The organism is Moorena sp. SIO3I6, from assembly GCF_010672095.1.
Genome location: NZ_JAAHHU010000045.1, coordinates 1 through 25294, shown reverse-complemented (window position 1 = coordinate 25294; position 25294 = coordinate 1). Strand labels below are relative to the sequence as shown.

19 protein-coding genes, 2 tRNA genes and 2 pseudogenes are annotated in these 25294 nt (G+C 43.9%); 11 read left to right on the top strand and 12 right to left on the bottom strand.

What is annotated here, in order from left to right; translation table 11 throughout:
• The first annotated feature begins 217 nt into the window (after positions 1-217).
• The gene (locus tag F6K49_RS15330) at positions 218-1804 is read left to right on the top strand and encodes a glycosyltransferase family 39 protein (RefSeq protein WP_293018289.1); all 1587 of its coding nucleotides are present in this window, start codon (positions 218-220) and stop codon (positions 1802-1804) included.
• Positions 1805-1816: 12 nt separating this feature from the next.
• Positions 1817-3331, top strand: a complete 1515-nt coding sequence (locus F6K49_RS15325; RefSeq protein ID WP_293018287.1) for a glycosyltransferase family 39 protein — start codon at positions 1817-1819, stop codon at positions 3329-3331.
• Between the two features lie 237 nt (positions 3332-3568).
• Here F6K49_RS15325 and F6K49_RS15320 read toward each other — a convergent pair whose 3' ends face one another.
• Positions 3569-4078, bottom strand: a complete 510-nt coding sequence (locus F6K49_RS15320) for a hypothetical protein (protein ID WP_293018285.1) — start codon at positions 4076-4078, stop codon at positions 3569-3571.
• A gap of 709 nt (positions 4079-4787) precedes the next feature.
• Between F6K49_RS15320 and F6K49_RS15315 the strand changes: the two are divergent.
• The 4 genes and pseudogenes from F6K49_RS15315 to pgsW all read left to right on the top strand — a co-directional run bounded on the left by F6K49_RS15315 (position 4788) and on the right by pgsW (position 8834).
• Positions 4788-5691 (top strand): annotated as a pseudogene (locus F6K49_RS15315) (IS982 family transposase).
• Positions 5692-6027: 336 nt separating this feature from the next.
• Positions 6028-7224, top strand: a complete 1197-nt coding sequence (pgsB, locus tag F6K49_RS15310; RefSeq protein ID WP_293098005.1) for a poly-gamma-glutamate synthase PgsB — start codon at positions 6028-6030, stop codon at positions 7222-7224.
• Positions 7211-7666 (top strand): poly-gamma-glutamate biosynthesis protein PgsC, encoded by a 456-nt coding sequence (pgsC, locus tag F6K49_RS15305; protein ID WP_293065133.1) that lies wholly within the window; start codon positions 7211-7213, stop codon positions 7664-7666. Before pgsB ends, pgsC begins: the two co-directional genes overlap by 14 nt.
• A 22-nt stretch (positions 7667-7688) precedes the next feature.
• Positions 7689-8834: a poly-gamma-glutamate system protein gene (gene pgsW, locus F6K49_RS15300; protein ID WP_293065136.1), complete on the top strand. Its 1146-nt coding sequence runs from the start codon at positions 7689-7691 to the stop codon at positions 8832-8834.
• 67 nt (positions 8835-8901) lie between these two features.
• Here the strand turns inward: pgsW and F6K49_RS15295 are convergent, their stop codons facing one another.
• The gene (locus F6K49_RS15295) at positions 8902-10734 is read right to left on the bottom strand and encodes a CapA family protein (RefSeq protein ID WP_293065139.1); all 1833 of its coding nucleotides are present in this window, start codon (positions 10732-10734) and stop codon (positions 8902-8904) included.
• Positions 10735-11036: 302 nt separating this feature from the next.
• Here F6K49_RS15295 and ispF point away from each other — a divergent pair, with 302 nt between their 5' ends.
• Together ispF and trpD are read left to right on the top strand one after the other, a co-directional pair.
• Positions 11037-11516, top strand: coding sequence for a 2-C-methyl-D-erythritol 2,4-cyclodiphosphate synthase (ispF, locus tag F6K49_RS15290; protein WP_293065141.1), 480 nt, complete (start codon positions 11037-11039; stop codon positions 11514-11516).
• Positions 11517-11583: 67 nt separating this feature from the next.
• On the top strand, positions 11584-12624 hold the full coding sequence (gene trpD, locus F6K49_RS15285) for an anthranilate phosphoribosyltransferase (RefSeq protein ID WP_293097999.1): 1041 nt from the start codon (positions 11584-11586) through the stop codon (positions 12622-12624).
• Between the two features lie 87 nt (positions 12625-12711).
• Here the strand turns inward: trpD and F6K49_RS15280 are convergent, their stop codons facing one another.
• The 4 genes from F6K49_RS15280 to F6K49_RS15265 all read right to left on the bottom strand — a co-directional run bounded on the left by F6K49_RS15280 (position 12712) and on the right by F6K49_RS15265 (position 16611).
• Positions 12712-13146 carry a hypothetical protein gene (locus tag F6K49_RS15280; protein ID WP_293097996.1) on the bottom strand — a complete coding sequence of 145 codons (435 nt, stop codon included), beginning with the start codon at positions 13144-13146 and terminating at the stop codon, positions 12712-12714.
• Between the two features lie 200 nt (positions 13147-13346).
• Positions 13347-14033 (bottom strand): lecithin retinol acyltransferase family protein, encoded by a 687-nt coding sequence (locus F6K49_RS15275; RefSeq protein ID WP_293046715.1) that lies wholly within the window; start codon positions 14031-14033, stop codon positions 13347-13349.
• A gap of 49 nt (positions 14034-14082) precedes the next feature.
• Entirely contained in the window at positions 14083-15534 is a 1452-nt protein-coding gene (locus tag F6K49_RS15270) for a hemolysin family protein (protein WP_293097993.1), read from the bottom strand.
• Between the two features lie 354 nt (positions 15535-15888).
• On the bottom strand, positions 15889-16611 hold the full coding sequence (locus F6K49_RS15265; RefSeq protein ID WP_293035676.1) for a hypothetical protein: 723 nt from the start codon (positions 16609-16611) through the stop codon (positions 15889-15891).
• A 169-nt stretch (positions 16612-16780) separates the two neighbouring features.
• Here F6K49_RS15265 and F6K49_RS15260 point away from each other — a divergent pair.
• Positions 16781-16853, top strand: a tRNA-Ile gene (locus tag F6K49_RS15260).
• 56 nt (positions 16854-16909) lie between these two features.
• On the opposite strand, the gene F6K49_RS15255 is transcribed toward F6K49_RS15260, so the two are convergent.
• Positions 16910-17362: a hypothetical protein gene (locus tag F6K49_RS15255; RefSeq protein WP_293097990.1), complete on the bottom strand. Its 453-nt coding sequence runs from the start codon at positions 17360-17362 to the stop codon at positions 16910-16912.
• 156 nt (positions 17363-17518) lie between these two features.
• Between F6K49_RS15255 and pyrE the strand changes: the two genes are divergently transcribed.
• Positions 17519-18130 (top strand): orotate phosphoribosyltransferase, encoded by a 612-nt coding sequence (gene pyrE / locus F6K49_RS15250; protein ID WP_293018270.1) that lies wholly within the window; start codon positions 17519-17521, stop codon positions 18128-18130.
• A 40-nt stretch (positions 18131-18170) separates the two neighbouring features.
• Here the strand turns inward: pyrE and F6K49_RS15245 are convergent.
• Positions 18171-18243: transfer RNA gene (locus F6K49_RS15245), tRNA-Met, on the bottom strand.
• A 339-nt stretch (positions 18244-18582) separates the two neighbouring features.
• The gene (locus F6K49_RS15240; protein WP_293097986.1) at positions 18583-20958 is read right to left on the bottom strand and encodes a peptidoglycan DD-metalloendopeptidase family protein; all 2376 of its coding nucleotides are present in this window, start codon (positions 20956-20958) and stop codon (positions 18583-18585) included.
• 395 nt (positions 20959-21353) lie between these two features.
• On the opposite strand from F6K49_RS15240, the gene F6K49_RS15235 reads away from it, so the two are divergent.
• Entirely contained in the window at positions 21354-21677 is a 324-nt protein-coding gene (locus F6K49_RS15235) for a hypothetical protein (RefSeq protein ID WP_293097981.1), read from the top strand.
• Positions 21678-22362: 685 nt separating this feature from the next.
• On the opposite strand, the gene trmL is transcribed toward F6K49_RS15235, so the two are convergent.
• From trmL to F6K49_RS15220, 3 genes and pseudogenes are all read right to left on the bottom strand, one after another.
• The gene (gene trmL / locus F6K49_RS15230; RefSeq protein WP_070392084.1) at positions 22363-22824 is read right to left on the bottom strand and encodes a tRNA (uridine(34)/cytosine(34)/5-carboxymethylaminomethyluridine(34)-2'-O)-methyltransferase TrmL; all 462 of its coding nucleotides are present in this window, start codon (positions 22822-22824) and stop codon (positions 22363-22365) included.
• 981 nt (positions 22825-23805) lie between these two features.
• A complete protein-coding gene (gene gshA, locus F6K49_RS15225; protein ID WP_293097978.1) occupies positions 23806-24957 on the bottom strand; it encodes a glutamate--cysteine ligase in 1152 nt (383 codons plus the stop codon).
• Positions 24958-25093: 136 nt separating this feature from the next.
• Positions 25094-25294 (bottom strand): annotated as a pseudogene (locus F6K49_RS15220) (histone deacetylase); the annotation flags it as partial.

Below are 25294 nucleotides of genomic sequence, written 5' to 3'. Positions count from 1 at the left end.
TGATCAGGTGATCAGGTTATCGAGACAATAATAGATCTTTTGCATAAATGACTAAAACAAGGCTGATAAGTAATATGGCCGTGTGTCCCAATTTACTTTGGTAAGAGGTTAATCGTTCTTTGTTGATGGCGATCAACCATCTTTCCTGAGCCATGATGAACCCTCGTCTGATCACGGTGGTTCTTAATACTGATTGTAGATAAGGTTGGTCAGATCCATGAAAGCAGAAAAACTTAATTCAACAGAAACCTCAATCCAAGCCGATTGGCTTTGGGAATCGATTCCCATCGCCTTAATTTTGCTATTGGCGGCTGGGTTTGACCTCTATCAACTCGGCACAGAGAGCCTGTGGGTGGATGAACTCTACAGTGTTAATGATGCCAAAGGCTTACCAGGCCATCTGGGTCTAATCCGCCCAGTGTATTTCATCCTCCTGTGGCTCTGGATGCAGTTTGGCACCAGCGATGCTTGGTTGCGGGGGTTGTCTGTCTTGTTTGGATTGGGCAGTGTATTTCTAACTTACCAGCTTGGTCGTCGTGTAGCGGGAAAGCCAACAGGCTTGATTGCTGCCCTCCTCTTAGCTCTATCGCCGCTGTTCATCAATTTTGCCCAAATGGTTCGTATGTACACCCTAGGCACTTGTCTCGGTCTAGGTGGTACCCTAGCGCTAGTGCATGCTCTTGAGAATCCTACTACCACCTCAATGGCTTGGTGGGCTAGCCTACGACTGTTGGTAAACCTAACTGCCCCACTCAATGCCACCCTGCTCTTCGCGGACATCTGGTTGGTATGGTTTCGGTTTCGCAAGCAACGGGCTACATTATTAGCTTTCGGCAAATGGCTGTTGCTGGTGATCCTGTTGTGGTTACCATCTTTGTTATCTCTAGTGTCTGGAAGCCTGCCCTTCCTAAGCAAGGCCCTTAATCCCATCGCCAAAATTGATGCATCGGCTACTCGACACTCATTTCCGAGTTTTGTGGATGTTTTACGTAAGTTAAAGAATTTTACTGCCTTTCCATTTCCTTCCACATCGAAGGTCAGCAGCTTGTTTTATCAAGCCTACAGTCTACTATTAGCTGCCTTGGTCGGTATTGCCATCATCCACAAAAACCACAAACCACGCCTGTGTTGGATTGCTGCTTGGGCGTTTATACCGTCAGTCATGATTTTTTTAGTGTCTAAACGATTATGGATAGACCGTTACATACTGTTTTTATCCCCATACATTTTGATTATTCTGGCCGCTGGCTTGATGGGATTGTGGCGTTGGAAACGGAGTTTAGCGATCGCAGTAGCAATTATCTATACCATTACCGTTAGCAGTGGGCTAATACGCTATTACACCGTGCAGGATCGCCAAGATTGGCGAAATGTAGCGCAAACAATTAGCATGAATGAAAAACCTGGTGATACCATCGTGTTATCCATAGGTTCGCCAAAAATGACCTCAGCGCTGGGTCATTACTATAATGGAGATGCCCCGATCTATTCTCTGAAGAAACTTTGTCCTTCTGCTCAAGTCAAAAAGCCTGACGTAGAGGAAGCACTAAATAACTTGCCACCTATTTCCTCGCGGCTCTGGCTAGTTTGCGGCACAGGTTTTGACCAAAAAAAGTTTCGCACTGTTTTCAAAGAACATTTTGACCTGGAAAGACACGCAGAATTCACTAACGAGAACTTTTATAGACAAAATGATTTAATGCATCTATTTCTGGTCATACCCAATTCTCTCAATTCTACTGATACTCCAAATCCTACTGATATCAAAAACAAATCAACATCGGTCTCAGCTCTAGGGCTTTGATTATTAGAGAGCATGAAAGCCAACAACTACAAAACAGCAGCGCTCCTAGAGCGAGGAAATTGGTTCCGACCATGGATGCCCATTACCTTAATCTTACTATTAGCCACTGGATTGTACCTCTATCAACTTGGTACAGAAAGCCTATGGGTTGATGAACTCATTAGTATTCATCGTGCCAAGCACCTAGAGCAAGTCTTTAATAGTACACGCCCCCTATATCAGATCCTTTTACGGATCTGGATGATAGTTAGCAGTAGTGATGCTTGGCTGCGGGGATTGTGCGTTGTGTTTAGTATTGGTACTGTTTTTGTTACCTATCGGCTTGGTCGGCGCTTAATGGGAGAGTCCACTGGCTTAATTGCTGCCCTCATCGTTGCCCTCTCACCCCTGTTTATCCATCATGCCCAAGAAGTCCGGATGTACGCACCGAGTACATTCTTTGGTGTTGCTGGCACACTGATCTTAACCCACGCCCTAGAACGTCCAACGACTCCTTTACTATTAGGATGGGCTGGTCTGCGATTCTTGGCAATTATCACCACACCCATTAACGTAGCGCTGCTGCTCCCAGACATAGTTGTGTTTGGCTGGAAGTATCGGAATCAACCTCGTGTTTTGTTCCGTTTCGGGGTCGGACTGTTACTGATTGGTATTTTATGGTTGCCATGGGTGTTTCCCCTAGTAACTAAAAGCGCCAAATTTATGGGAGGTGTAAAAGTACCTGGTACATCAGTTCGTGATCTCGGTGGACGCACTAGTCCTGGTTTACTGCATGTGATCATGCAGCCAGGTCGCTTTACCGCTTGGCCCTTTGGTCGAGCCAATTCCAATGCCATCTACTGGTTTTACAATGCCTACTCTGTCATGTTGACCTGTTTGCTAGGTGTTGTCCTATTCAACAAACCACGCTCAGGTAAGCTGGCTTGGATTGCGGCTTGGGCGTTTTTACCCTTAGTTCTGTTCTTTTCAGTGTCCCAAGTCTCTCGCTCTCTTTGGGTTAATCGTTACCTACTGTTAGCAGCTCCATACCTATTTATTCTTTTAGCAGCCGCTGGGCTCGGCATTTGGCGTCGATGGCGTATTGGTGCGTTGGTGATAGCCCTGATCTATGCCATTGCTGTTGGTGGTGGGCTAAAGCGTTACTATACCGTGCTGGATCGAGAAAATTGGCGTGGTTTAGTGGAAACCATTGCCACCAAAGAACAACCGGGTGATGTGATTGTTTGGTCCATTGGTCAGAGAATACCTGTAGCATTAAATCATTACTATCATGGCTCTGGGAGTATTGAGATTAAGGATGTACTCCCGCGATCGGTTAGAAAAAACGATCAGCAAGCGATAGAAGGTTGGGTTAGCAGTTTGCCCCCAACCCAATCTCGTTTATGGCTAGTTTATGTCAAGTCGTCGAAACTATTTCGGTCTGTTGTTAAAGAGCAATTTCAGATTGAAACCCGAGAGAAACCCATTGATGGGATAGAAATCTTTCTGCTTAAACCACGTTCTGCAGATCAAACCTCTGACGAGTAGACTTCGCCGCAGTTGTCTATTGAAGTAAGCCTAGAAGTAGTTATTGCCGGTTTGTAGCGATCGCAATTTCATCAAATTAGAATCGGTAATGGTAAACATGTAGTGGTTTGGCTACGGTCTGGTAAAGGTAACAGGAGCTAAAATCACCAATTGTGTACCACTACCAACTCCCCAAAGCTTTCATAAGGTAGTAGCAGCACCATAGTGACTCGGTTATGGAAATACTTGAATGAACAACTATCTTGGATATCGATATAATTGAGAGTTTCTGTCCTGGCTTCTATCTTCGTACCTTTCCTCGTATCGTTGAGGATTATTGTTCCAGTTCATATCCCAACGCAGATCCCTTTCAAATTGGTGCAAAATCCTGCCCAAAACATCTTTCATATTCTCATTATCGTCATAGTTGTAGGTACGACACTCCCTGGTGTTGTAGTAGTTACGGCGGTCTGCAACCTGACGCCGCTGACCTCTGTAGCGGCGACCGTAATATCCATGACGATAGCCACGGCTAAACTCGCCCCCTGCGGTGCGCTCTTCATAAGCTATACCCCTCCTGGCATCACGTCGCCCCTCCTGATAACCATCATCGTAAGCTTCACGATGGTTAGCTGCATCCTTCTCAACGTAGTAACGAGGGACACTGTAACAGTATCTGATTTGATCCGCTTTTACTGGGGGAGCAAACAACAGAAGTCCCGAGAGTGTAGCGAACATGAGTAGAGTAGTAGAACCGATTTTTTTCATTGTTGAACCTCGTCATATATTTGGGATATTTGTTCTCTAGATATCCGTAAATACACTGTAGGTTCCATAAATTTCCAATCTCGAAATAAAACTTAATATTAAGAGTAAGGAAATACAGCAATTCTCCTGAGGGGGCGACGAAATAAGCTAAAACGCAGACTCTACGGCGGTTTGCATAACTATCAGGTACACAGGATTGTTTTCCGACTTCCGACTTCCGACTTCCGACTTCCCTCTTCCCTGCTCCGAACGCGCCCCGCGTGGCCCACGGCCTCAGTCCCTAAAAACCCAGAACTTTGTACCTAACTGAATTGCAAACCGCTGTATAAGCGACTTAGCCCTTAGACCTCGTTGATAATACTTTCGTTTATGACTGAAGTTCCCCCATACACGTGTACTATGAATCCCTGAACTCTTACGGTGCCTACATTTTGACAGGTAGGACTAATGTACTACTGGGTACAAATCGATTCATCGCCTTATGTAGTGCTGATGCAAGGCGCTCATCTATTAATTTTTTATTATAGAGCGTACACTTATCAAAAACAAACCTTCACATGGCGTAGGGGTTTTCTGGCCATGGGATACTAAGTTGTGCTATAATGAATAGCCAATGCGTACGCGCCACACTAGTCTAACGTCAGTTTTGGATAAGGAGGAGCGAAGCAGGTAGGCTGAAAGTGCCAACCGTCAACCCCTAGCTTGCCCCATGCTTAGTATAGAAAACCTGTTTTGCCATGTCGTTCGCGTAGCGTGCCCGATAGGGCAATGACTTCTGTCAAACATTTGAACCCTTATGGAACAGACAACTACTAGAAGCGGGCGCAGAATATCGCAATCGGTCATCGGGTCTATGTTTGAGTGAACGGATGACGATTGTGATTGCCTTCCATCAAATGGGCTACCGCACTTTTAAGGACTTTTATCAAAAACTGGTTCAACCTTACTGGCACGAGGCTTTTCCTGGTCTGGTCAGCTACTCACGTTTCGTACAGTTACTCCCTTCAACCTTGTTACCCCTGTGTGCTTACCTGCGATACTGCTTTGGTTAAAATACTGGGGTGAGTTTTATCGATTCCACGAAGCTGAAAGTTTGTCATAATCGACGGATTTCTCAACATCGTACCTTTTCTGGACAGGCAGCGCGTGGACGCACTTCTGTAGATTGGTTCTTTGGCTTTAAGCTTCATTTGGTAGTCAATGATTGCGGAGAACTACTCAATATCACCCTGACACCGGGGAATGTCGATGACCGCAAACCCGTTCCCGCGCTGGTTAAAAGCTTGACGGGTAAGCTGTTTGGAGACAAAGGCTACATCTCCAAAAAACTCAGTGAGCAACTTTGGCAAACTACAGGTTTACAACTGATTACCCCGTTGAAAAAAAACATGAAGAACCGACTCTTGCCGTTGTGGGACAAGCTATTGCTCCGCAAGCGAAGCATTATTGAGACCATCCTCGACCAGTTGAAGAACATTTCTCAGATTGAACACACCCGCCATCGCAGTCCCGTCAATTTTCTGATTAATCTGTTGGGTGGGCTGATTGCCTATTGCCACCAGCCCAAAAAGCCTTCCCTCCGCCTAGAACAGTTATTACCTGCTTCCGCTTAACCAAAACTGACGTTAGTCTAGTACGCTGTAATCTAATCATAGCAATAGGTACAAGCATTTTCTCAAACTGGTTGTACCCAGTAGTACTATTGTTCTACAGCACTCAAAGCTAGGATTGGCATAACTTTTGGGCATAGATAGTACATTTGTACAGGGGAACTTCAGTTATGAACTGGGGGGGCGACATGCAAGCTCAAATCCTTTTGCATGTCGCCCCCCAGGCACAAAAGTCTCTTTTGTCAAGTGAGCTCTATCCCAAAGAACTGCAAAAAATATGGTATTGTCTGTAACATAAAAAATAACTGAAGGAAGGAAAGTAGATTGAATACTTGGCTCGTGATCACAGTGGCGACAATAATCATGTTGATAGTTCTGGGTTTAGAATATGTAATTCATATCAAAAACCTAATGTCTATACCGGTCAGAATCCATGTAAATGGTAGCCGGGGAAAATCATCGGTCACCAGATTAATTGCTGGTGGTCTTAGGGAAGGGGGTTTCAAGGTATTTGCCAAAACCACCGGAACTCAGCCAAGATTAATTACAGATAAAGGGCGAGAATTGCCAGTTTACAGAATAAAGTCGAAAGCTAACATAATCGAGCAGTTAAAAATAGTGGCATTTGCTGCGAAAAACCAGGCGGAAGTGTTGGTAATAGAATGTATGGCACTTAATCCTCGTTTGCAGGCGGTAACAGAGTTAAATATGATTAAATCAACTCATGGAGTAATCACCAATGTACGTGCAGATCATCTTGATGTTATGGGCCCGAGAAAGCGGGATGTGACTCTAGCACTTTTGGGAACGATTCCCAAAAATGGGAAGCTGTTCACAGCAGCACAAGATTATCGAGAAGATTTTCAGATGGCTTGCCAAGATCGTAATAGCGAACTATTGGTTGTATCACCAGCAGAATTAGAGAGGATATCAGATGAAGACATGAGTAAATTTGCTTATATAGAACATAAAGAAAACGTAGCTTTAGCGCTAACAGTATGCAGTGCTTTAAATGTTTCCAAAGACATTGCATTAAAAGGCATGTATAAAGCTACTCCAGATATCGGATCAATGAAGGAGTATACTATTGACAAAGGCGGTGAAAAAATAGTTTTCATTAATGGTTTTGCAGCTAATGATATAGAATCGACAGAAAAAAATTGGAATAATGCTGTTTTGCGCCATAGCGAAAAACCAACAAAAATAATGGTAATAAATACGAGAAAAGATAGAATTAGCCGTTCCCAGGAAATTGGTCAATATATAATTCAATGGAAGCCAGCTGATAAGTATATAGTAATAGGAGAAAAATGTGATGTCCTAATTAAAATAGCGATCGGGCAGGGAATAGCTGATTCAGAAATAATTAACGCTGAAGGATTGATAACGGAAGATATCTGGGAAAGAATAGTAGAGATTTCTGAAGCTTCCTCAATGGTGATGGGTGTTGGAAATATCAAGGATGGGGGAGTAAATCTAATCGAACTGGTGGAGAAGAAAGCGAAATTAACAGGAGAAGTAAATGTGGGAAAATAGTTTGACCGAAGCGATCGCGATCGGGATAGTAATCAGCGTCTTGTTTGCCAACATTACAGGATTTTATCCGGGGGGAATAATTGTTCCGGGATATATTGCTCTTTACCTGGATAGACCATTGAGTATGGTAGTAACTTTTGCTGTGAGTTTCCTGGTATATTTAATTGTTCGTGTTCTCAGTTATAAGCTGATTATATACGGTAGACGAAAAACAGCGATCGCCATACTTTTAGGATTTGGATTCAAATTAATCTGGGATATATTATCGCCAGGAAATTTAGGAGGTGGTATGGAGATGGGACAAGACTCACTTAATGTTATTGGTTATGTTATTCCAGGATTGATTGCGAACAATATGGAATCTTATGGTTGGGTTGAAGCTTTATCAAGTGTGATAATAGGCAGCGTACTGGTTAAGTTAATCCTAATTTTGGTGAGCTAATAGCACTAGGAGGTTTTTGAACATGAAAAGACTGTACTGGCAATCGGAAAAACAGACTTGGAAAATTATCCTGACCGTCGCTATAGTAGCGTTGATAGGTTTAATGGCTGTGGAAAATATTTCGGTGAAAGCTGGAGAGACAGAGATAAAAGCTGCCCAAATAATGCAAGCTGGTATGGAGACTATAAAAGAGTATCGTCAGAAAGAAGTTGGCGAACAATACTACGATCAATATGATGCGGACAAACTTAATAAGTTTATTGAGTCGGGGATGATAGGAGTGCTATCATCCCCGATAACAACAATGGTAGTTGCTCCTACCGCTAAAGTAGCAACAATTAATCCAAATTGGGCGGCATTAATGGTCGATTTATACATAAAAGCGGGAGTAAAAAATGGAGATACTATAGCTGCAAGCTTCAGCGGTTCCTATCCAGCTTTGAATCTTGCTGTTATGGCGGCAGCAGAAGCAATGGATATAAAAGTTATTGCGATCTCCAGTGTTGGCAGTTCCTCATGGGGATCTAATCTTCCCAATCTAGCATGGCTTGATATGGAAAGAATTCTCAACGAAAAACAAATTATTTCCAATCGGTCTGTAGCTGCTTCTCGGGGTGGATTGGAAGATTTAGGATTAGGACTGGAAGCACAAGCAGTACAAATGATGGAAGAAATTATCAAGCGCAATAAGATGTACTATATTTACGAAATAGATCGAAGACAAAATATCGACCATAGAATGAGTATTTACAGTCAATATAGTGATAGTGATACAATCAAACTTTATGTAAATGTAGGAGGTGGCAAGATATCTGTAGGTGACGATACCAAAGAAAGAATTTTCCAGGCTGGACTCAATAAAAATATGCGGATAAAACCAGGTACTTCTGACAGTCTGATGAAAAGATTTGCGGAAAGTGGTATGCCTGTAATTCAGATGAGACATATGACAGAACTTTGCAAAAGACTTAATATGCCTTGCGATATTGAAGAAATACCTCTTGTCAGTGAAGTAAAAATATTTAGCCACTATAATAAGTTTTTGGTAATTGCGGTTTTCACGGTGATTACTGCTTTATTGTTGCTATTGGTCAAAGAAAGGCAAGGAACTATTATCTTGAATTCGGCAGAGACAAACTTGGCAGAAAAAGACTTGCCAGTTGCATAAAACCTCCATAAAAATGTCGTTAGGAGGATAAAATATCGTGAAATATAAAAATATCCTAGAAAATATCCTAGGACATCGAGCCAGTATTCTCAGTATAATTGATATTTAACCTTTGGGAATAGGTAGTTTTCCCCAGCCAGATATTCAGACTCTCTTGATTGTGGCTGCGAACTTGCAATACTTTGAGATTATTGGGTGTCGGTAATTCTTGAGGCAGCGGGGCAAAATCTTCTTGCCATTCAATCAGCATTAAGCCATCAAACCAAGCCCGGTTATTTGCTCCCTCAGTCGAAGCATTTTGGCAAACAATGTCAACAGCCTCCGTGTTTTCGGGAGGCTGAAAATCGAAACTGAACAATTGCCAAGGAACAGACTCAGATAAGGCCATCGCAGTTTCACTGGAAATGGGTGGCAAAGGGCGATCGCTATAATCGCTGTAATATTTGGATCTGCGTCCTTGGTGAGTATAATACTGGATTTCAACCTTAGCTTTGGCATTTTGCTCAGTTTGCACGTAACCTAAAAGGGTGTAGTTTTTGCCAGACTCAACGGGAATTTTCGATGTCAGATTTGCTTGCCCGTCGGAACTGTTGCTAGACATCCCAGTAATTTGCAAAGAACGTTGGCCAAATTTAGCCACAGAATCATCGTACAATTCACCCGATCCGTTCAAATCCCATAAATTGATTTCAGATTCTTCAAATCCACTCAACCAGAGAAGATCCCGACCAAATCTTGCTTCTGCTTTGGCATCTGCGGAAACCGAAGAAAGCAACCAAGACTCGTCCAGAACAATGGGAGTGGAGAGACTGTACTTGTCCTGGGTTGGCTGAAGGGGAATTGTTGTTTGAATAACCTTGTTATCCTGGGATATGCTATCTCGATCCAAAATGATCCGTCCGATATTCTCTTCAGGTAAAACCAATGTCGAAAATTTAGACGAGTAATCGGCAATTTCTTTAATAATCGAGTTAGCCAGATTACCCCTAACGGACTTCGGCACATAATCAGCGCGATAAATAGGATGGAAAAACGCTTCAAAGACACCATCCTTATCGATCTTGCAGGTAAGAATCATACTCGGTAAGGTTTCAAACCAAGGTTGGTCAAAGACAAAGTTAGCCAAACTATGGGCAATCAGTTTTCCTTTGTACATTTCCACCCCTTGTAAGACGTGGGGATGATGAGAAACAATCAAATCTGCGCCCAAGTCAATGGCCAAATGCTCTAATTCTCGCCAGCTTCCGGGTTCGCTGCTGTATTCTTTCCCACCGTGAATCGACACAATCACCACATCAGCTTGGTCACGAACAGTCTTGATTCCCTCTTCTAAATAATGGCTGGTTAGTCGCATCGAACCAGCGCGATCCACATCAGCATACAGCCAGGGAGGTTGCTTGCCGGTAATTCCAGAGAAACCAAGAAAGGCAATTTTAATTCCGTGTATTTCCATTAACAGTGGTTTAGCTGCGGCTTCAAGGTTCATCCCTGAACCGAAGTGCTTGATATTGTTGGCATTTAGCACATCAATGGTCTGTTGTAACCCTTCCTCTGAGAAATCTAAAGTGTGATTGTTGGCAAGGGAAACTACGTTAATACCTGCGTAGGTTAGTCCCGATACATATTCGGGCTTGGTGTGGAATTTTACAAATTTGCTGGGGTGAGGAGTACCGCGATCGCTCAACGGAGTTTCCAGATTGGCGAAATTAATATCTCCCTGGGCAAAAATCTCCCGAGTCGGCTCAAAAATTGCATTGACCCCGTACTTAGGGATAAAACTATCAGGGGTGTTTTCCCATCGCCTTGTCATCATCACATCCCCAACAAAGTTAGCAATGATATAGTTTTTTTCCTCTACTTGGCTAAGAGAAAGTGCTTGACCCGAATAAAATAAGACCATAAAGAGCATGAATATAGCCCTAGCTATTATCCATATCCTCTTGCTATTATCCATATCCTCTTGCGCCGTTGTTTGATAATTTTTCAACGAATTGCGTTTAAAAAAAAATAAATCATGGTGCATCCCAGTTTGGCAATGAGCACAACTACTCATAAAATGCTGTTGCTGAATAGTGGAAGGGTTAACCAGAAAGGTAATTTTTTTGATACTTTAAATAATAAGTAAAAAGCCTGATTGTTAGACTTTAAAAAACAGGTAAAATTCGATCGCTTGCTCTGTTAACGGGGGATTTAGTGGGAAAAATGACTATTCGGATTGGCAACGGTTACGATATCCATAAATTGGGCAAAGGTCGCCGTCTGATTATCGGAGGTGTGGAAATTCCTCATGAATTGGGATTAGTCGGTCACAGTGATGCCGATGTCCTGACTCACGCCATAATGGACGCCATGCTGGGAGCCTTGAGTTTGGGCGATATTGGTCATTATTTCCCCCCAACTGACGAAAAATGGGCGGGTGCGGATAGTTTGGTATTGTTGAGTCAGGTGAATCAGTTGATCCAATCCCATGGCTGGCAGATTGGCAATATTGATTCCGTGGTGGTGGCGGAGCGTCCTAAGCTTAAGCCTCATATTAAGACGATGCGCGATCGCTTAAGTGTAGTCCTAGACCTGAAGCCTGACCAAATTGGCATTAAGGCAACCACTAATGAAAAGTTGGGCCCGGTGGGACGTGAAGAGGGAATTGCCGCTTATGCTGTAGCGTTGTTAGTGGGAGATTGATCGGAAATAGTGATTGAATAGTTAATGCGATCGCATTTCTAGATCAAATACTCAGCTTCTATAAATAATGGTTCAAACCTCTTCTAACTGGCCCAGTTTGTTGCAACAGTTGTTGGATGGGCAATCGTTATCCAGTGACCAGGCATCACAACTGATGCAGGGATGGTTGAATGAAGAAATTCCCACCGTCTTATCTGGCGCACTTTTGGCAGCTATCCAGGCTAAAGGAGTATCCGCTACCGAATTGGCAGGGATGGCTCAGGTGCTACAATCCCAGTCTTTGCAAAAGACAACCATTGAACACAACCAACCCGTTATTGATACTTGTGGTACCGGTGGGGATGGCGCGTCTACGTTTAATATCTCTACCGCAGTAGCCTTCGTAGTGGCGGCGGCTGGAGTGCTGGTGGCTAAGCATGGTAATCGTTCTGCCTCTAGTAAGGTCGGTTCCGCTGATGTGCTCGAAGCCCTAGGAGTAAATTTATCAGCAGCACCGGACAAGATTCAGGCAGCCCTGGATGAGGTAGGGGTAACCTTTCTGTTTGCTCGGGGTTGGCATCCAGCCATGAAAGCAGTGGCACCATTACGGCAAACCCTCAAAGTACGGACAGTGTTTAACTTGTTAGGACCATTGGTAAATCCCTTGCGTCCCACCGGTCAGGTAATTGGTGTCTATGCTCCCAACTTTGTAGAAACTGTAGCGCAATCGTTGTGTTTAATGGGTACTCCCAACGCAATAGTTCTCCATGGCAGGGAAAAATTAGATGAGGCGGGATTGGCAGATGAAACTGACTTGGCACTGCTATCGGGGGGTGAGGTGCGACTTTTGAGTCTGAATCCGGAACATCTCGGTCTAACTCCTGCTCCTACTGAGTCCCTACGAGGGGGTGATGTAGCGGAAAATGGAGCAATTTTACGGAATGTTTTGCAAGGTAAAGGAACACCAGCCCAGCAGGATGTGGTGGCATTAAATGCTTCATTAGCCCTTCAAGTCGCCGGTGTTATACCTCTCGAAGACCATACAGCAGGGATTGCTATGGCAAAGGATGTTATGGCGAGCGGTGCCCCTTGGTTGAAGTTAGAGCAATTGGTGCAGTTTTTAGCTTAACTCACCAGCAGCCCCAGGTCTGACCTGTAAGGGTAACCTGGGATCAATGGCGGAGGTTGCTACCCAATGTCGAGCAGCCGAAGTTGCCTATTCTCTATTGCCTTCACCCAGCGCTATAGTTAATGACTGGAGATATTTTCCCCACTCCACTGCCAAAGGAATTTCTGTAAAGGGAATTTTGACTGGATCTATGGGTTTGAGGAACTGAAATTCTAATGCGATCGCACGACCTTTATCCGGTGGTTGCTCTAAGTCAACCACTTGATTATCAACTAGCAAGTTGATTGATTTAACCTCTTTGAGGGAAAAGGTTTCTAGATTTACTGGTTCATTTCTAGTGGGTTTGCCCCAAGTCAGGTCACTGCCGTTCTGACCAAGCACCGCATAGATATCATACTTTGCCCGTTCAAACTGTTCAGCCCAGCGGCGATAAGCTTCAATCTTTTGGTATTCGTTCCAACCTGACCAGGCCAGCCAGCAAAATGCTGCTAGCAGAGGTAACCATAGTAAACCACGTTCCATTCAGTTTTTTGGATCTTTACAACTAAACTATAGTAAGAATATATAGCAGTTCTGAATTGCTTGAAGTACCTCGTCCTAGATTTTAGGGAGTAGGGAGTAGGGAGTAGGGAGTAGGGGTCATAAAATTAAATCGACCCCATAAGTTATGATTGCTGATAGCTGACCGCTCAAAGTAGCTTTCTGATTACTTAACCAACCCGCTAGGTTTGTTGCCAGTTCATACGGTTGCGAATCAAGGTTTCTGTCATCTTCGCTAACTGGTCTAGTTTAGCTTTCTTTTCCGTCGCACTTTTCTCATAGTTGCGCTTCCGCATCAAAGCCGCACGGGCTAAGTCTTCTCTATTGTTTTTAATAGCTTGAATTGCCACTTGCTGCCAGGCATTGATTTCTTTAAGTTCCTGTTTATACTTAGGTTGAATCTCATCCCAAACCACCCTGAGATCAGATAATGCTTGATTAAGTAACTGAGTTGTATCGTCTTGCTTTGCTCCCTGAAGTGCTTGTTTTATAGCTTCGTACAAACCCTCGATATTCGTATTACTAATTACCGGGATAAAATCCTTGACTTGCTGGCTTTCATTTTTCCCAGTCTTGCACCAATTAGCAAAGTGTTCACAGTTATTAAAAATTAGGTTATATTGCCTTTCCCCTAATCGACTTTCTGCCCGACGAATCACAACATCTGGAATTAAACAAACTGAGTACTGTTTGACATAAATTTTTGTTTCACCTAGAGCAAAGGTAGCCATAGAATTACGTTCAATTGTCTCAGTTTTTTTGCGGTAGTGGATCACACTACCGTCTCCACAGTCAATACCATGATGTTGGTAAACCCCTTCAAAGTTAAGAAACTTTTGGAATACGTAAATTTGATCTCCTCGCGCCATTATTTTATCTTGGTTTTATCCGGCACTAATCAACTCAAGTTGATCAAAACTATAGCCCTCCATTATCAAAGGAGACATCCTCCTTACTGGGAATTATCGGCATTTGATCAGAATCAGAAACATCTACTGAATTATTACCTTGTGGCTGCTGGCGGCGTATCCGAATTTGGTTTAGGCGCGCTCCAGAAGCAGACACAACGGTCAATTCTAGATTTTCATAATTTAAGGTTTCACCGGGTACAGGAATTTTCTGAAACTTGTCGAGCAGAAAACCGCCCAAAGTGTGATAGTCATCAATTACAGGTAGGTTTAAATCCAAAAGTTCGTTGACTTCTTCGATATTCATCTGAGCTTGCACCAGGAAGGTATACTCGTCCAGAATTTGTACCGTCAAGTCCTGGGTTATGTCAGATTCAGGTCCATCACCAATAATTTCAGCAATTAAATCCTTGAGGGTGACTAATCCAGCTGTACCTCCAAACTCATCCACCACCATCACCATTGCCAAATGCGATCGCTGCATCATCGGCAGTAATTCACTCAATGGGGTAGTTTCTGGGACAAACTTAGCTGGGCAAACCAACAATTTAATCGGTGTCTGAAGTCCTAGCTTCCCTTTAGATAAAGGTTTAGCCAATTTTTTGAAGTCGATAATGCCACGAATATCATCTAGGGATGCCCCAATCACAGGATAGCGAGAGTGACTAGTCTTGGCAACTTCCTCTAACAAGATTTCGAAGGTTGCTGCATGGGAAATAGCAATAAGACTGGTGCGGGGAACCATTACCTCTGCGGCTGTTACCTCCCCAAACTCAAACACATTTTTCAGTAGTTTTCTCTCTTCTGCTTCCAGTCCAATAGACTCCCGTTCAGTGGTAATTATGAGTTGCAACTCTTCCGGCGTTACACGGCTATACCAACCTTGACCAGAATATTGAACACCCACCAACCTCAGGAGCCAGCGGGTAGATTGATTCAAAATCTGGATAAAAGGATTGAAAAACCTGGCAATTACCAGACTGGGTGGCCCCAGAAACCGTGCTAGTTGTTCTGAGTAAAGTAAAGCCAGGGATTTGGGGCAAAGTTCCCCCAAAACAATTTGTAGATAAGCAATCATGAAAAATGCCACCAGGATTGCTAGGGAATGGGTAATAACTGGAGTTAGAGCTGGCGGTAGTGGTAGCTTTGCTATCCCAGCTGCTACCAAAGTTGCCATGGTAGTCTCCCCAATCCATCCCAGAGCAAGGCTCGAGAGGGTAATCCCTAACTGAGTTGTAGATAGTAATCGGTCAATGCTCTGTTGCAAAGCCTGAACCGTCTTTGCTTGCACGTCACCCGCATCTACTAATTGGCTAATCCGCGATCGCCGCACCGCCACCATCGAAAACTCAGCCGTGACAAAAAAAGCATTGATGGCTATCAGTAGTAGCACTGATAACAATCCCAGAAAAACCTCTCCCTCAGAGAGGCTAATAGAAGCATCCACTGTTAGAAGAACCATCAGGTTGGCAACCATAGAAAAGGTGAAAGGTAAAAGCAAATAATTTTCATTTTTTGCTGGTTACGGTTGCCTTCTGATGTATCTTCTTAGAGCTAGGGCAGCTTGGTATGGAGTTATCGGTTACCATCAAAAACTTATCAGTTGTATTATGGGGTTTTCAGTTGTATTACTAGCATTTGCTTGAGCTAGTTCACGAATGCCAGTCAAGGAAATTTCTGAAACTGGCTGTGAAACTGGCTGTGAGACTGGCCGTGAGACTGACTCTGAAACTGCCTTAGTTGCTTGCTATCAACATAGGCTTTTAGCATAGCTTCAACGTTTTCTCCTTAACAACCATTCCCTCGACTTGCTTCCTTATCTAACTACAGGAATCTGAGACATTTTCAACTGTAGTTTTTGATCCGGATAATCGGTCAGTGTCAGGGAAAGCTTCTCGGAGTTCTCTAGTAAAGCTGTCGGTATGCTCACTGTTCCAGAAAATTCCTTGCCATTAGCCGGTAATTCTCCTGGTAAGCCTTCCGTAATTGCACTTAGGGCACGACCGCGATCATCGGTAACATTCAAAAAGCTGTACAGAAACCTGACTGGATTAGAACTCTGATTCTTCAAGCTGACATCCAACATTAAAGAACCCTCCTGGACACTGGCAGAATTTACCGCTAGGGTGACTCCCTTATCCTGACTTTTAACCGGTAAATTTAGCTTAGGGTTTTTCCGAGTGAAGGATGCCTCTTGAGTCAATACACCAGACGACGACTCCTTCTGAGCGGGCTTAGACCAACTAATTTGCTTAGTTTTCTGGCTGTTTTTCTTAGCCGAAGGATTTTTACCCTTATTGTGTATGTGGGCGTGAACGTTAACCAGGATATCCTTCTCGCTCACAATCAAGACCCCTTCTTTCCCAGAAGAAGACCCCTTCTTTCCTGTCAACTTTTTCTTAGGGTTAGTATCCGGTTGAGTAACTCCTTTGAGGGCTTCGTGACCGAGAGAGAATCCCCAAAAGGCACTCACGACACCTGCACCTAACATCATTGTCAGTAGAACTATGGTTAGCGCTACAGTTGTGTTGAATTTCATAGGGTGATTAACGTTATTCCGAATTACCGCTGGTTCCGTGCTGTATTATAGTGCTGCTATACAGCTAGATTATCTTATGTTCTCAGAATTATTGGATAAATCGGGAATTTATAGTTAGTGGTGTTGCAATAACTTGATTCAGGCTACCATAATAATATAAAGGAATCACCCAGGGTTGGCCGAGCGGTTGAGGCAGCAAACTCATAATTTGCCCTAGGCAGGTTCAACTCCTGCACCCTGGATTGGACACTTGCGGTCAGCTACTACTATCACCCCATACTGATCTCGCCCATACTCATCATCTACGCAGCTGTGGTATGGGCTGCGGTGCCAAGAAAAATTCTTGGTTTTCCACTTGGATTGGTATATCACTCGATTGCTCTAGCAACCGTAGGGAAGTATTGTAGGGGTTTGGTAAATCCAGAGTACGAATGACAGGACCGCTCGAAACCTGCTGCTCTAGTAGATCCCGATAAAGATTACTGACACGCTCAGCATCCCGCTCAAGTGCTAGTTCTGGAAACGCAGGTGGCCATCCGGAACCGAAAATTGTATCGATTTGACTCTTGATGCTCCTGTTTTCGAAAAAGTCCCCAGAGTTATCAAAAAAAGCGTTTTCAAAAGCCTCAGGTAAGGTTATTAGAGGAATTGGCTCCAAGTCCTCTGAATTAGTTTCTGCTATGGCACCACCTGCTCCTAGACTAGCAGTGGCTGCTATAACTACAACGCTAAACAGCTTTTCCCAACGCATTTGCAATCACCCGTAGTTTTCCTCAATAGTATCCGATATTAGGGGGAAACTACCCCAGCGGGTGAAAGAATACCCACCAAATCCAAATCAACCGGTTTGATGGTAGCTTGTAGGCTCCCATTTTCCCTTGACTCTAGGTTTTTTTCAGTAAGTTTCATGAACATCCAATCTCAAGCCCTGTCCATGCCAAAGGATTTACCTACCCTGCGACCTTTTCTGCTGGATTTGTTTTGCCAACTCGCTTACCAAGAGGGTGATTTTGTGCTTTCGTCAGGGCAGCGTAGCTCTTATTACATCAATGGTAAACAGGTCACCCTTCATCCTCAAGGAGCATTGGCAATAGGACGTTTGCTATTCTCAATGCTACCTGCTGATACTCAAGCAGTTGCTGGCTTAACTCTAGGTGCAGATCCGATCGTGAGTGCGGTTAGCATTGTTTCTGCCTTAGAAAACTGCCCTATCCCAGGTCTAATTATCCGCAAACAGCCAAAAGGTCATGGAACCAAGGCATACATTGAAGGTCCTACTTTGCCCACAGGAGCCAAAGTAGTGGTATTGGAAGATGTTGTGACTACTGGGCAATCAGCCATGAAAGCCGTGGACCGCCTTAAGGAAGCCGGTTACCAGGTAGAGCTGGTAATAGCCCTGGTTGACCGGCTGCAAGGTGGAGCCGAGCTTTATCAGTCGGCTGGGCTAATGTTTCAAGCTCTGTTTTCGATTAACGAAATCCGAGAACACTACCAGGGTTCTCTTGATCAATCCAGTTGACTAGCCCAGTTGGCTAGCCCAGTTAACTAGCTAATTTATATGGCTCAGGCGGGATTTGAACCTGCGACCTCGGGCTTATGAGTCCCTTGCTCTAACCACTGAGCTACTGAGCCTTTTTTTCAACCCTTATGTACTATAACATATCAATGCCAATAATTTATCTAAATAATTTTCTTGAACAGAAGTTTAGTTGGCATACTGCATGGGCACCCATGGAACGGCACAGGTAAAAGGGTATAGGGAAAAGGTAGAAGAAAAATAGGAAAGGTAATTTCGGCTTCAGGCTTAGACTTTGCCTTTAGCTCAAGCTGCTAAGGGTCATACTAAATATTGTCACCAGAAGGTGAGGAAGAGTAGGAAAGTTCCGTTTACTCACCTTACCCTTCACCTCTGTCTCCTCCTTCGACCTGGTAATTTGGCCTGATGGGGATACTTCCCTTGAAATCACTTTATTACCGTCTTCTAGGCAAATAGGCCATTGGATTGGCAGCTCCCCGACCTCTGGGATGAAGCTCAAAGTGTAAGTGAGGACCAGTGCTATAACCTGTGCTACCCATAGCGGCAATTCGTTGACCTTGGCCAACCTGTTGTCCACGACGCACAAAAATTCTGCTGTTGTGGGCATAAAGGGTCAGACTTCCATCAGGATGCTTGATTTCCACCAATTTACCGTAACCACCTGAATTCCAACCAGCACTGACCACAACACCAGGGGCTGCTGCCATAATCGGTGTCCCAATGGGAGCTGCAATATCAATGCCCTTGTGCATCCGTCCCCAACGCCGACCATAACCTGAGGTAAGCACACCATTACTTGGCCAGATATATCCGTTAAAGCGGTTAGGGCTATCTGGCAAGTACATATCTGGTTGAGACAGAGGTGGCACTCCTGGTGAAACAGGTTTTCCTACCGGTATACGGATTATTGGGTTAAATCGTTCCGGTGGGGCAGGAGCTACAGCTATCCTTCGGGGTTGTGATACCTCAGGTGGAGGTACAGGAATGGCAATAGAACTGCGTCGAGTTTTCCGGGGTGGCTGAGGTCTTGGAATAGCAATAGGAGCCTGTGGAGCTGTCGGTGGCTGCGGTAATAATTGCCACTCTTTTGTACCGCTTGCTTGATTATTCTCAGGATTGAACTGGGGAGTGATCTCAACAGATTTAGACTCCTTATCTGAGGGTTCAGCAACTGGCTCGTTAACTGGCTCGTTAGTAGGAACTCCTAGGTTGATTGGTTTGTTTTCCTCTGGGCTGGTTTTATTCTCCCGGATTTCTTCTCGCATCTTGAGAATATCAGCCCTTAATTTTTCAACATAGGAGTTGCGCTGAGAGTTAATAGACTCTAAGGGCTGATTTTCAATAGAGGAATTAGCCTGAGCTAACAGACCACTGTCTGAAGTCGATTGAGTCAGAATCGTCTCAGTTAACGGTTTTACCTTAGGTTTTTCCTGTATAGATACGGGTGTGATTTGATCTCTACTAGTAGAAGTCTTAACAGAGATAGTTCCTAAATCCAATGGTCGCGCTATTCCTGGCTTCCAAGATTTAGATTTCCGGCTATTGCTAGATAGCAAGGTAAAAGAGGACTTTTGGTGATCGAATCTCCTAAATTGAGGAATTTTCAGCTGTTGATTAATTTCAATTAGGTGAGGATTATCTAGCTGATTGGCTAAGACTAGCTCTGAGCGGGATAAACCATAACTACGGGCAATAGAATCGAGGGTTTCACCACCTTTGACCTGGTGAAAAGAGTTGCCAGTAGATGACAGCCTAGTTCCCACCACCACTGGCTGTGGTACATTTAGTTGCTCTGTAGTTACCTTGGTTGTAGCCGATGCAATTCTTGGAGTACTGACCTTGAAAACTGATGGTTTGACTGCCGATATGACAGTTGTTTCTGGAGTCGGTACTGGAATGACCACTGGTAGTGGCTCAGATCTAGTTGATTGGGTTAAGGCTGGTGATACAGCAACTTTCGGCCTTGGCTGTGGGAGCAGCGCCGGAGCTGTAGGTACCGTAACAATGGGCTGCGATGTTTGTGTTACTGAACCCTCAGGTTTTAGCACTGCAGGGGGTAAAGTGTGTGGGCTAGAACCAAGGGTCCCTGATGCCAGTTCATAAGACTTGTTAAACTCCTCGGACCTCAACTGAACCAGACTTTTGCTCAGACGGTTTCGATGTTTTTGGAGGCGCTTGAGGGCTAGGTCTTGTCTAGCTTTTAAAAGATTATTGGTCTTGTTGGAAACAGCGTGGGATGCATCCGTTGACAGGTTACCCAATTTTGAGACTGGTGCAGATGCTAGCAACTGTTTTGGCTGTACACCCTCAGAGTTAGATGAGGCTTTGGCATCAGTACCCTTAACTTCACCAATGGTAGACTTCCTCGCTACTGGGAGAGTGTCATCGGTTTTGAGCTTGTTAAAATTCGCGTTCGCGTAGGGTCGGCTTTGCCGAATCGCAAATTCTGGGGGTGAGGCTGGCTTTGATTCCACACTCCCTTGTCCCTGCTTAGCCGCGTTTGGCAATGAGGGGCTTGAAACAGCGGTAACTTTAAATTCGGCTGCTGGTAGATTCGTCCCACTTGGCTCAGGAGCAACTGGCTCGAATGCCATTGCTTCATCACCCTGTTGAGGTAATAGTAAGCCAGATGCCCCCATGGAAATCGCCAATCCAATCATGGCTGCTGAGGTACGAGCCTTACGGTTCACCTCAAGGGGAATTGCTGCACCGACCGGATGATTACTTGCAGGTAGTTTCGATGCCGAATCCGATGACTCTGCTGCACAGGTCGGAACATGATTGACCTTATCAGTAAGTGTTCCTTTCAAAAAAGTCCTCCTGGTGTTTGACGAGCGCTTAACAGTTCCTGATTGATTTTTTACCAGTCAATGATGTGACTCACTGCTAAAGTGTGATCCAAATCACATCTATTTGGGAGACTTAGCCAAGATTACCGTGCTTCTTTGATTTAGACAAGCTCACATGACTACTAAAAAATTTGTTCTTTCATGGCAATAGCTAGATACACCTTGAAGCCATTGATAGGTACTTATCCTTAGACCACTAGGTGGACAACATCCCATAGCAGAGATATTGTCGGGATTTACCACGGCTGCGGTTCAGGATGGCTGCATATGCTGCATAATATATGCATATAAAGTAACTGGCTAATCAAGCTTTCTCCGGGAAACCACCCTCAGTAACCCAAGAAAATCCAGCATATTTGCTGATTATTCTCTTTGAGCGCCATAAAAACAGCGATGGGAATCTCGAAGTAACTAACTGGTTACAGATGAACTCTACGCGAATTTTGGGTAAGACAACAACCGTAGAATCCTGTATCAACCGGCAGATTAATCCTGGTGGGTTGCTAGTTGATGGTGCGCTCACAAAATCTTTCAAATCCTCCTTTTCTCTATTGATAGCTGGCGCGCGTATATTGAGCACTCGCCATTTGATATCAGCAAAATCTATCGGTAATTTCTCGGTAATCCTACTCTTTATGATAGAAATTTCTTATATGTGTTTGGTAATTTCAGTATTCTAGATAGCTTAATTTTTGGTGAGTAATTTTACACACACTAACTCATTAAACCAAGGTGCGTCCGGTCAGCTGTAGGCTGAAAGTCCTTGATTTTACCCAAAGATACCTGCTTTTGAGGTCTTTCCCTGATTAAAACAGACTTGTCCGACAAAACGTTTTCACAGAGTTTAACCCAATATAAAGATATAGTAATGGATTGATCAGCTAGGGAATTCACTGAGAAGGATGGTTTTTCACGAAAATTACACATTTCTACAGACATTTCCTATTGACACCATCAGTAGAGGTGAAATTACGCATTTGAACTCTACTGATGGTGTTTAAACCCCTGAAGGGGGATAAGTATGTTTTGAGTGGGGCGGACTGTTGCTCTCCATTTAATTTTTCTATATTAGTCCGGCAAGATTAGGACTAGGGAAACAGCGACTAAAGTCGCCGTCGATATTTCTATTGACACCCGATTTAAGAAGTGATATATTTAAATGTTAAGGTCTAATTAAAGATTAAACGGTTAAAGCTTAAACGTAAATCGATACAACTAAATCAATACAAGTAAATCTATAAGAAAAATCTATACAAGTAAATCTATACAAAAGAAATCTATATATAAAATTTCTACAAAATATACAAATTGGACTGGGGAAACCAACTAGAGTTCGTAAGTCCTAATTATTAACACACAAAAAACCTATTCCAAGTAACCCAACTGACGCCTGGCCTCAAATAAGCCAAGGGCAGCACTGACGGAGAGATTTAAGCTGCGAACTCCCGGCTGGGCCATGGGGATAAAGACCTTAGCCTGACAAGCATCTAAGACATGGGGAGGCAAACCTTGAGTTTCGCAGCCAAACAATAACCAGTCCTTGGGCTGAAACTGAAACTTAATATAGTTGTATGTTCCTCTCTTGGTAAAGCCAATCCATCGCCCCTCTTGCTTCTGGTGATAGCTGATAAATGCATCAAGGGAATCATGATATTTAAAATCTACATAGGGCCAATAATCTAGTCCTGCTCGTTTCAAGTAGCGATCGCTAATTTCAAAACCCAACGGACCCACTAAGTGCAATTGAGTAGTGGTGGCGGCGCAAGTTCGGGCAATATTGCCGGTATTCGGTGGAATTTGCGGGTTGATTAAGACAACTTTTACCATCATTTCAACTCCAATTCCCCTCCCGTTATAGTCAAAGACTATAACGGGAGGGGAATTGGAGACCAGATTTGTTGTTCTTTCCGATGATATCCGCTAGAATGGATAAATCGGAACACCGATTAATGCGCTCAAAAGAGCAGCGGTTTATGTGCAAGCTGAAAAGCCTCTGCTAAAGACATGAACCAAAAACTAACAAGTAAGCCCGATGTTTGATGCTCCTAGGTCGCCGCTAGGCGAACGGAGGGTTTAGAGGCTGTTTGGCTCAGCCAGTAAGAGTTTTGTACTCTTGCGAATCCCTGGCTATAATATTGATTTAGCGATGGGAGTGTCAAGAAACCCTTAACACGTTTGACCGTGATCTATATTCATACCAAATCTGGGTCTAAAACCCCTGATTAGAAAACCAATAGGCGATCGCCTATTGGTTTTTTAAGTGGTCACAAGTAGCTTGAACGCTTGACTGAGTGTGGGGTGTGGGGTGTGGGGTGTGGGCGAAGGGGTGTCAGGAAAGATTTATTTGAATGAGTTCAAGGGATTGAGGTTCGAGGAGCATTCGATATAGATCTTAGGTCATAGTACTATAGGCATAGCTAAGGTCTCTAGTTTTGTATGTATTTCAGATTACCTCTACCTAGTGATATAGATCACATATGTTTTTCTTATATTAGTTTTTGTTGAACCATATATTAAATATTCTTATATTTCAAACCATTTCACCTGGCAAAAAAATTATTCAATTAAGGCGGTTTTCTTTACAAAAACTATAAAAACTTTATAAAAATTCATAAAAAATGGCCTCGTAATCAGAGGGTAGGGCGAATGAGGATTTGCCCTACCCTCGTAGTTACAAGTTTAATTGTTTAAGTTGAATTTAATAACAAAGGCGTTGCTTAATAATGGAATGATTTTAAGAGTTTTTAGGTGCGGGCAGGATGCCCACTCTACTCCTATTCATTCGAAGACTGACGCAACGCCAGGAAGTTAGGCTATCAGGGACTGGCACAATTGATCTTCTAGTAGCGATTCTTGCTCAGCCATGGATTGAATGGCTTGAATCATCACTTGGCGAGGATTAAAACCCACTCCATGAAGTTGTAACCATTGCGAAGCGGTGTTTCCTTCCCGTAGAATTTTCTGAACCGGTGAGAGGAAGCAACTAAAACCCTGTTTTTTGGCTACCGGCCAAACCTCTTGATAAAGTTCCTCAATCCAATCTCTTGCCAGAATTAGTCTGCCATCCTGCCAATGCCTCAGTTGGGCATCCAAACTGGATTTAGCCGCAGCCACTTCATTGGCATCTGTGAGGGCAATCAAGTCAGCGGAACGGTTGTTGGCAGGTATTGTACTTATCTCCAGGGGGTCAAGGCTGGGATCATCAATCAGTTGGATCAGGCGTGCTTCCAATAGTGCCATAACCGATAACAGGGCAATGGGATCGACCATTAAATCACAGATTCTCAGCTCTAGGCGGTTGAGATCATAGGGGCGTCGGTTGCCATTGGGGCGCACAGAGGTCCACAGATGACGGACATTAAACATGGTACCAGCAGCGAGTTGCTGTTCAGTCCACTGGATAAAGTGACGATGGCTTTCAAATAAAGGAACATCACAGGGAGTTTTGGGAAACATTCCCCAACGGGTGGAGTGATAGCCAGTGGTTTTACCGTCCAGAAAGGGGGAAGATGCACTCAGGGCTAGATACAGTGGAGCTTCCATTCGCACTAGACGACAAGCTCTCATCAGGATTTCTGGGTCAGAGATGCCCACATTGATATGGATGCTGGCAGTGACAACTTTAGTGCCGTAGGTGGTCTCAATGTAGGAATAGTAAGGATTATTGGGGTCAGAAATGTAAAAGCGTCCGCTTCCACCTAAGGACAGGGTACTGCCGGGAATTAGTGTATAGTTACCCAAGCTTTTTAAATACTGTCGCAGCTGTTGTCGAGGACGCACTAAGGCACATAAGAGACGGTCATAGCAACATAAAGGAGCAGTGGTATATTCGACATGGCGCTGATCTGGCTCTCGGACAAATCCGTCGAGGGATGCCACAATCTGATCGGAAAAACCGACAATATCCCCTTCGGGAGTGCCGGTATACATTTCTACTTCAAAGCCTTTGGATAGCAGCACAGTTTTTTCTAATGGGGAATGGTAAATTGGGAGTGGGGAGTAGCGTTGGCCGTAGCTCTAGGGAGTTTATCTACTTATACCTAGCTATCAATCTTATAAATTACGACCAAAGAATTCCTCCTTCTTTAGTTTGCCATTAAAGCTTAAATTGGCGATAGACCTCAAGAGCAGCACGGTATAGTAAAGAGTGGCGATAGATCAGGGCATCGAAATCATTTCCGTAGCCACCACCAATAACACTAGCGACTGGGATGCCCGCTGCTACACAGGTACTCAACACTTGCATATCCCGACGGTAGATTCCTGTGTCGGTCAAGGCTAATTTGCCCAAGTGGTA

Coding starts and splice junctions, on each gene's coding strand:
- F6K49_RS15330 (WP_293018289.1), top strand. CDS start 218: ATGAAAGCAGAAAAACTTAATTCAACAGAAACCTCAATCCAAGCCGAT.
- F6K49_RS15325 (WP_293018287.1), top strand. CDS start 1,817: ATGAAAGCCAACAACTACAAAACAGCAGCGCTCCTAGAGCGAGGAAAT.
- F6K49_RS15320 (WP_293018285.1), bottom strand. CDS start 4,078: ATGAAAAAAATCGGTTCTACTACTCTACTCATGTTCGCTACACTCTCG.
- pgsC (WP_293065133.1), top strand. CDS start 7,211: ATGTGGGAAAATAGTTTGACCGAAGCGATCGCGATCGGGATAGTAATC.
- pgsW (WP_293065136.1), top strand. CDS start 7,689: ATGAAAAGACTGTACTGGCAATCGGAAAAACAGACTTGGAAAATTATC.
- F6K49_RS15295 (WP_293065139.1), bottom strand. CDS start 10,734: ATGGTCTTATTTTATTCGGGTCAAGCACTTTCTCTTAGCCAAGTAGAG.
- ispF (WP_293065141.1), top strand. CDS start 11,037: ATGACTATTCGGATTGGCAACGGTTACGATATCCATAAATTGGGCAAA.
- trpD (WP_293097999.1), top strand. CDS start 11,584: ATGGTTCAAACCTCTTCTAACTGGCCCAGTTTGTTGCAACAGTTGTTG.
- F6K49_RS15280 (WP_293097996.1), bottom strand. CDS start 13,146: ATGGAACGTGGTTTACTATGGTTACCTCTGCTAGCAGCATTTTGCTGG.
- F6K49_RS15275 (WP_293046715.1), bottom strand. CDS start 14,033: ATGGCGCGAGGAGATCAAATTTACGTATTCCAAAAGTTTCTTAACTTT.
- F6K49_RS15270 (WP_293097993.1), bottom strand. CDS start 15,534: ATGGTTCTTCTAACAGTGGATGCTTCTATTAGCCTCTCTGAGGGAGAG.
- F6K49_RS15265 (WP_293035676.1), bottom strand. CDS start 16,611: ATGAAATTCAACACAACTGTAGCGCTAACCATAGTTCTACTGACAATG.
- F6K49_RS15255 (WP_293097990.1), bottom strand. CDS start 17,362: ATGCGTTGGGAAAAGCTGTTTAGCGTTGTAGTTATAGCAGCCACTGCT.
- pyrE (WP_293018270.1), top strand. CDS start 17,519: ATGAACATCCAATCTCAAGCCCTGTCCATGCCAAAGGATTTACCTACC.
- trmL (WP_070392084.1), bottom strand. CDS start 22,824: ATGGTAAAAGTTGTCTTAATCAACCCGCAAATTCCACCGAATACCGGC.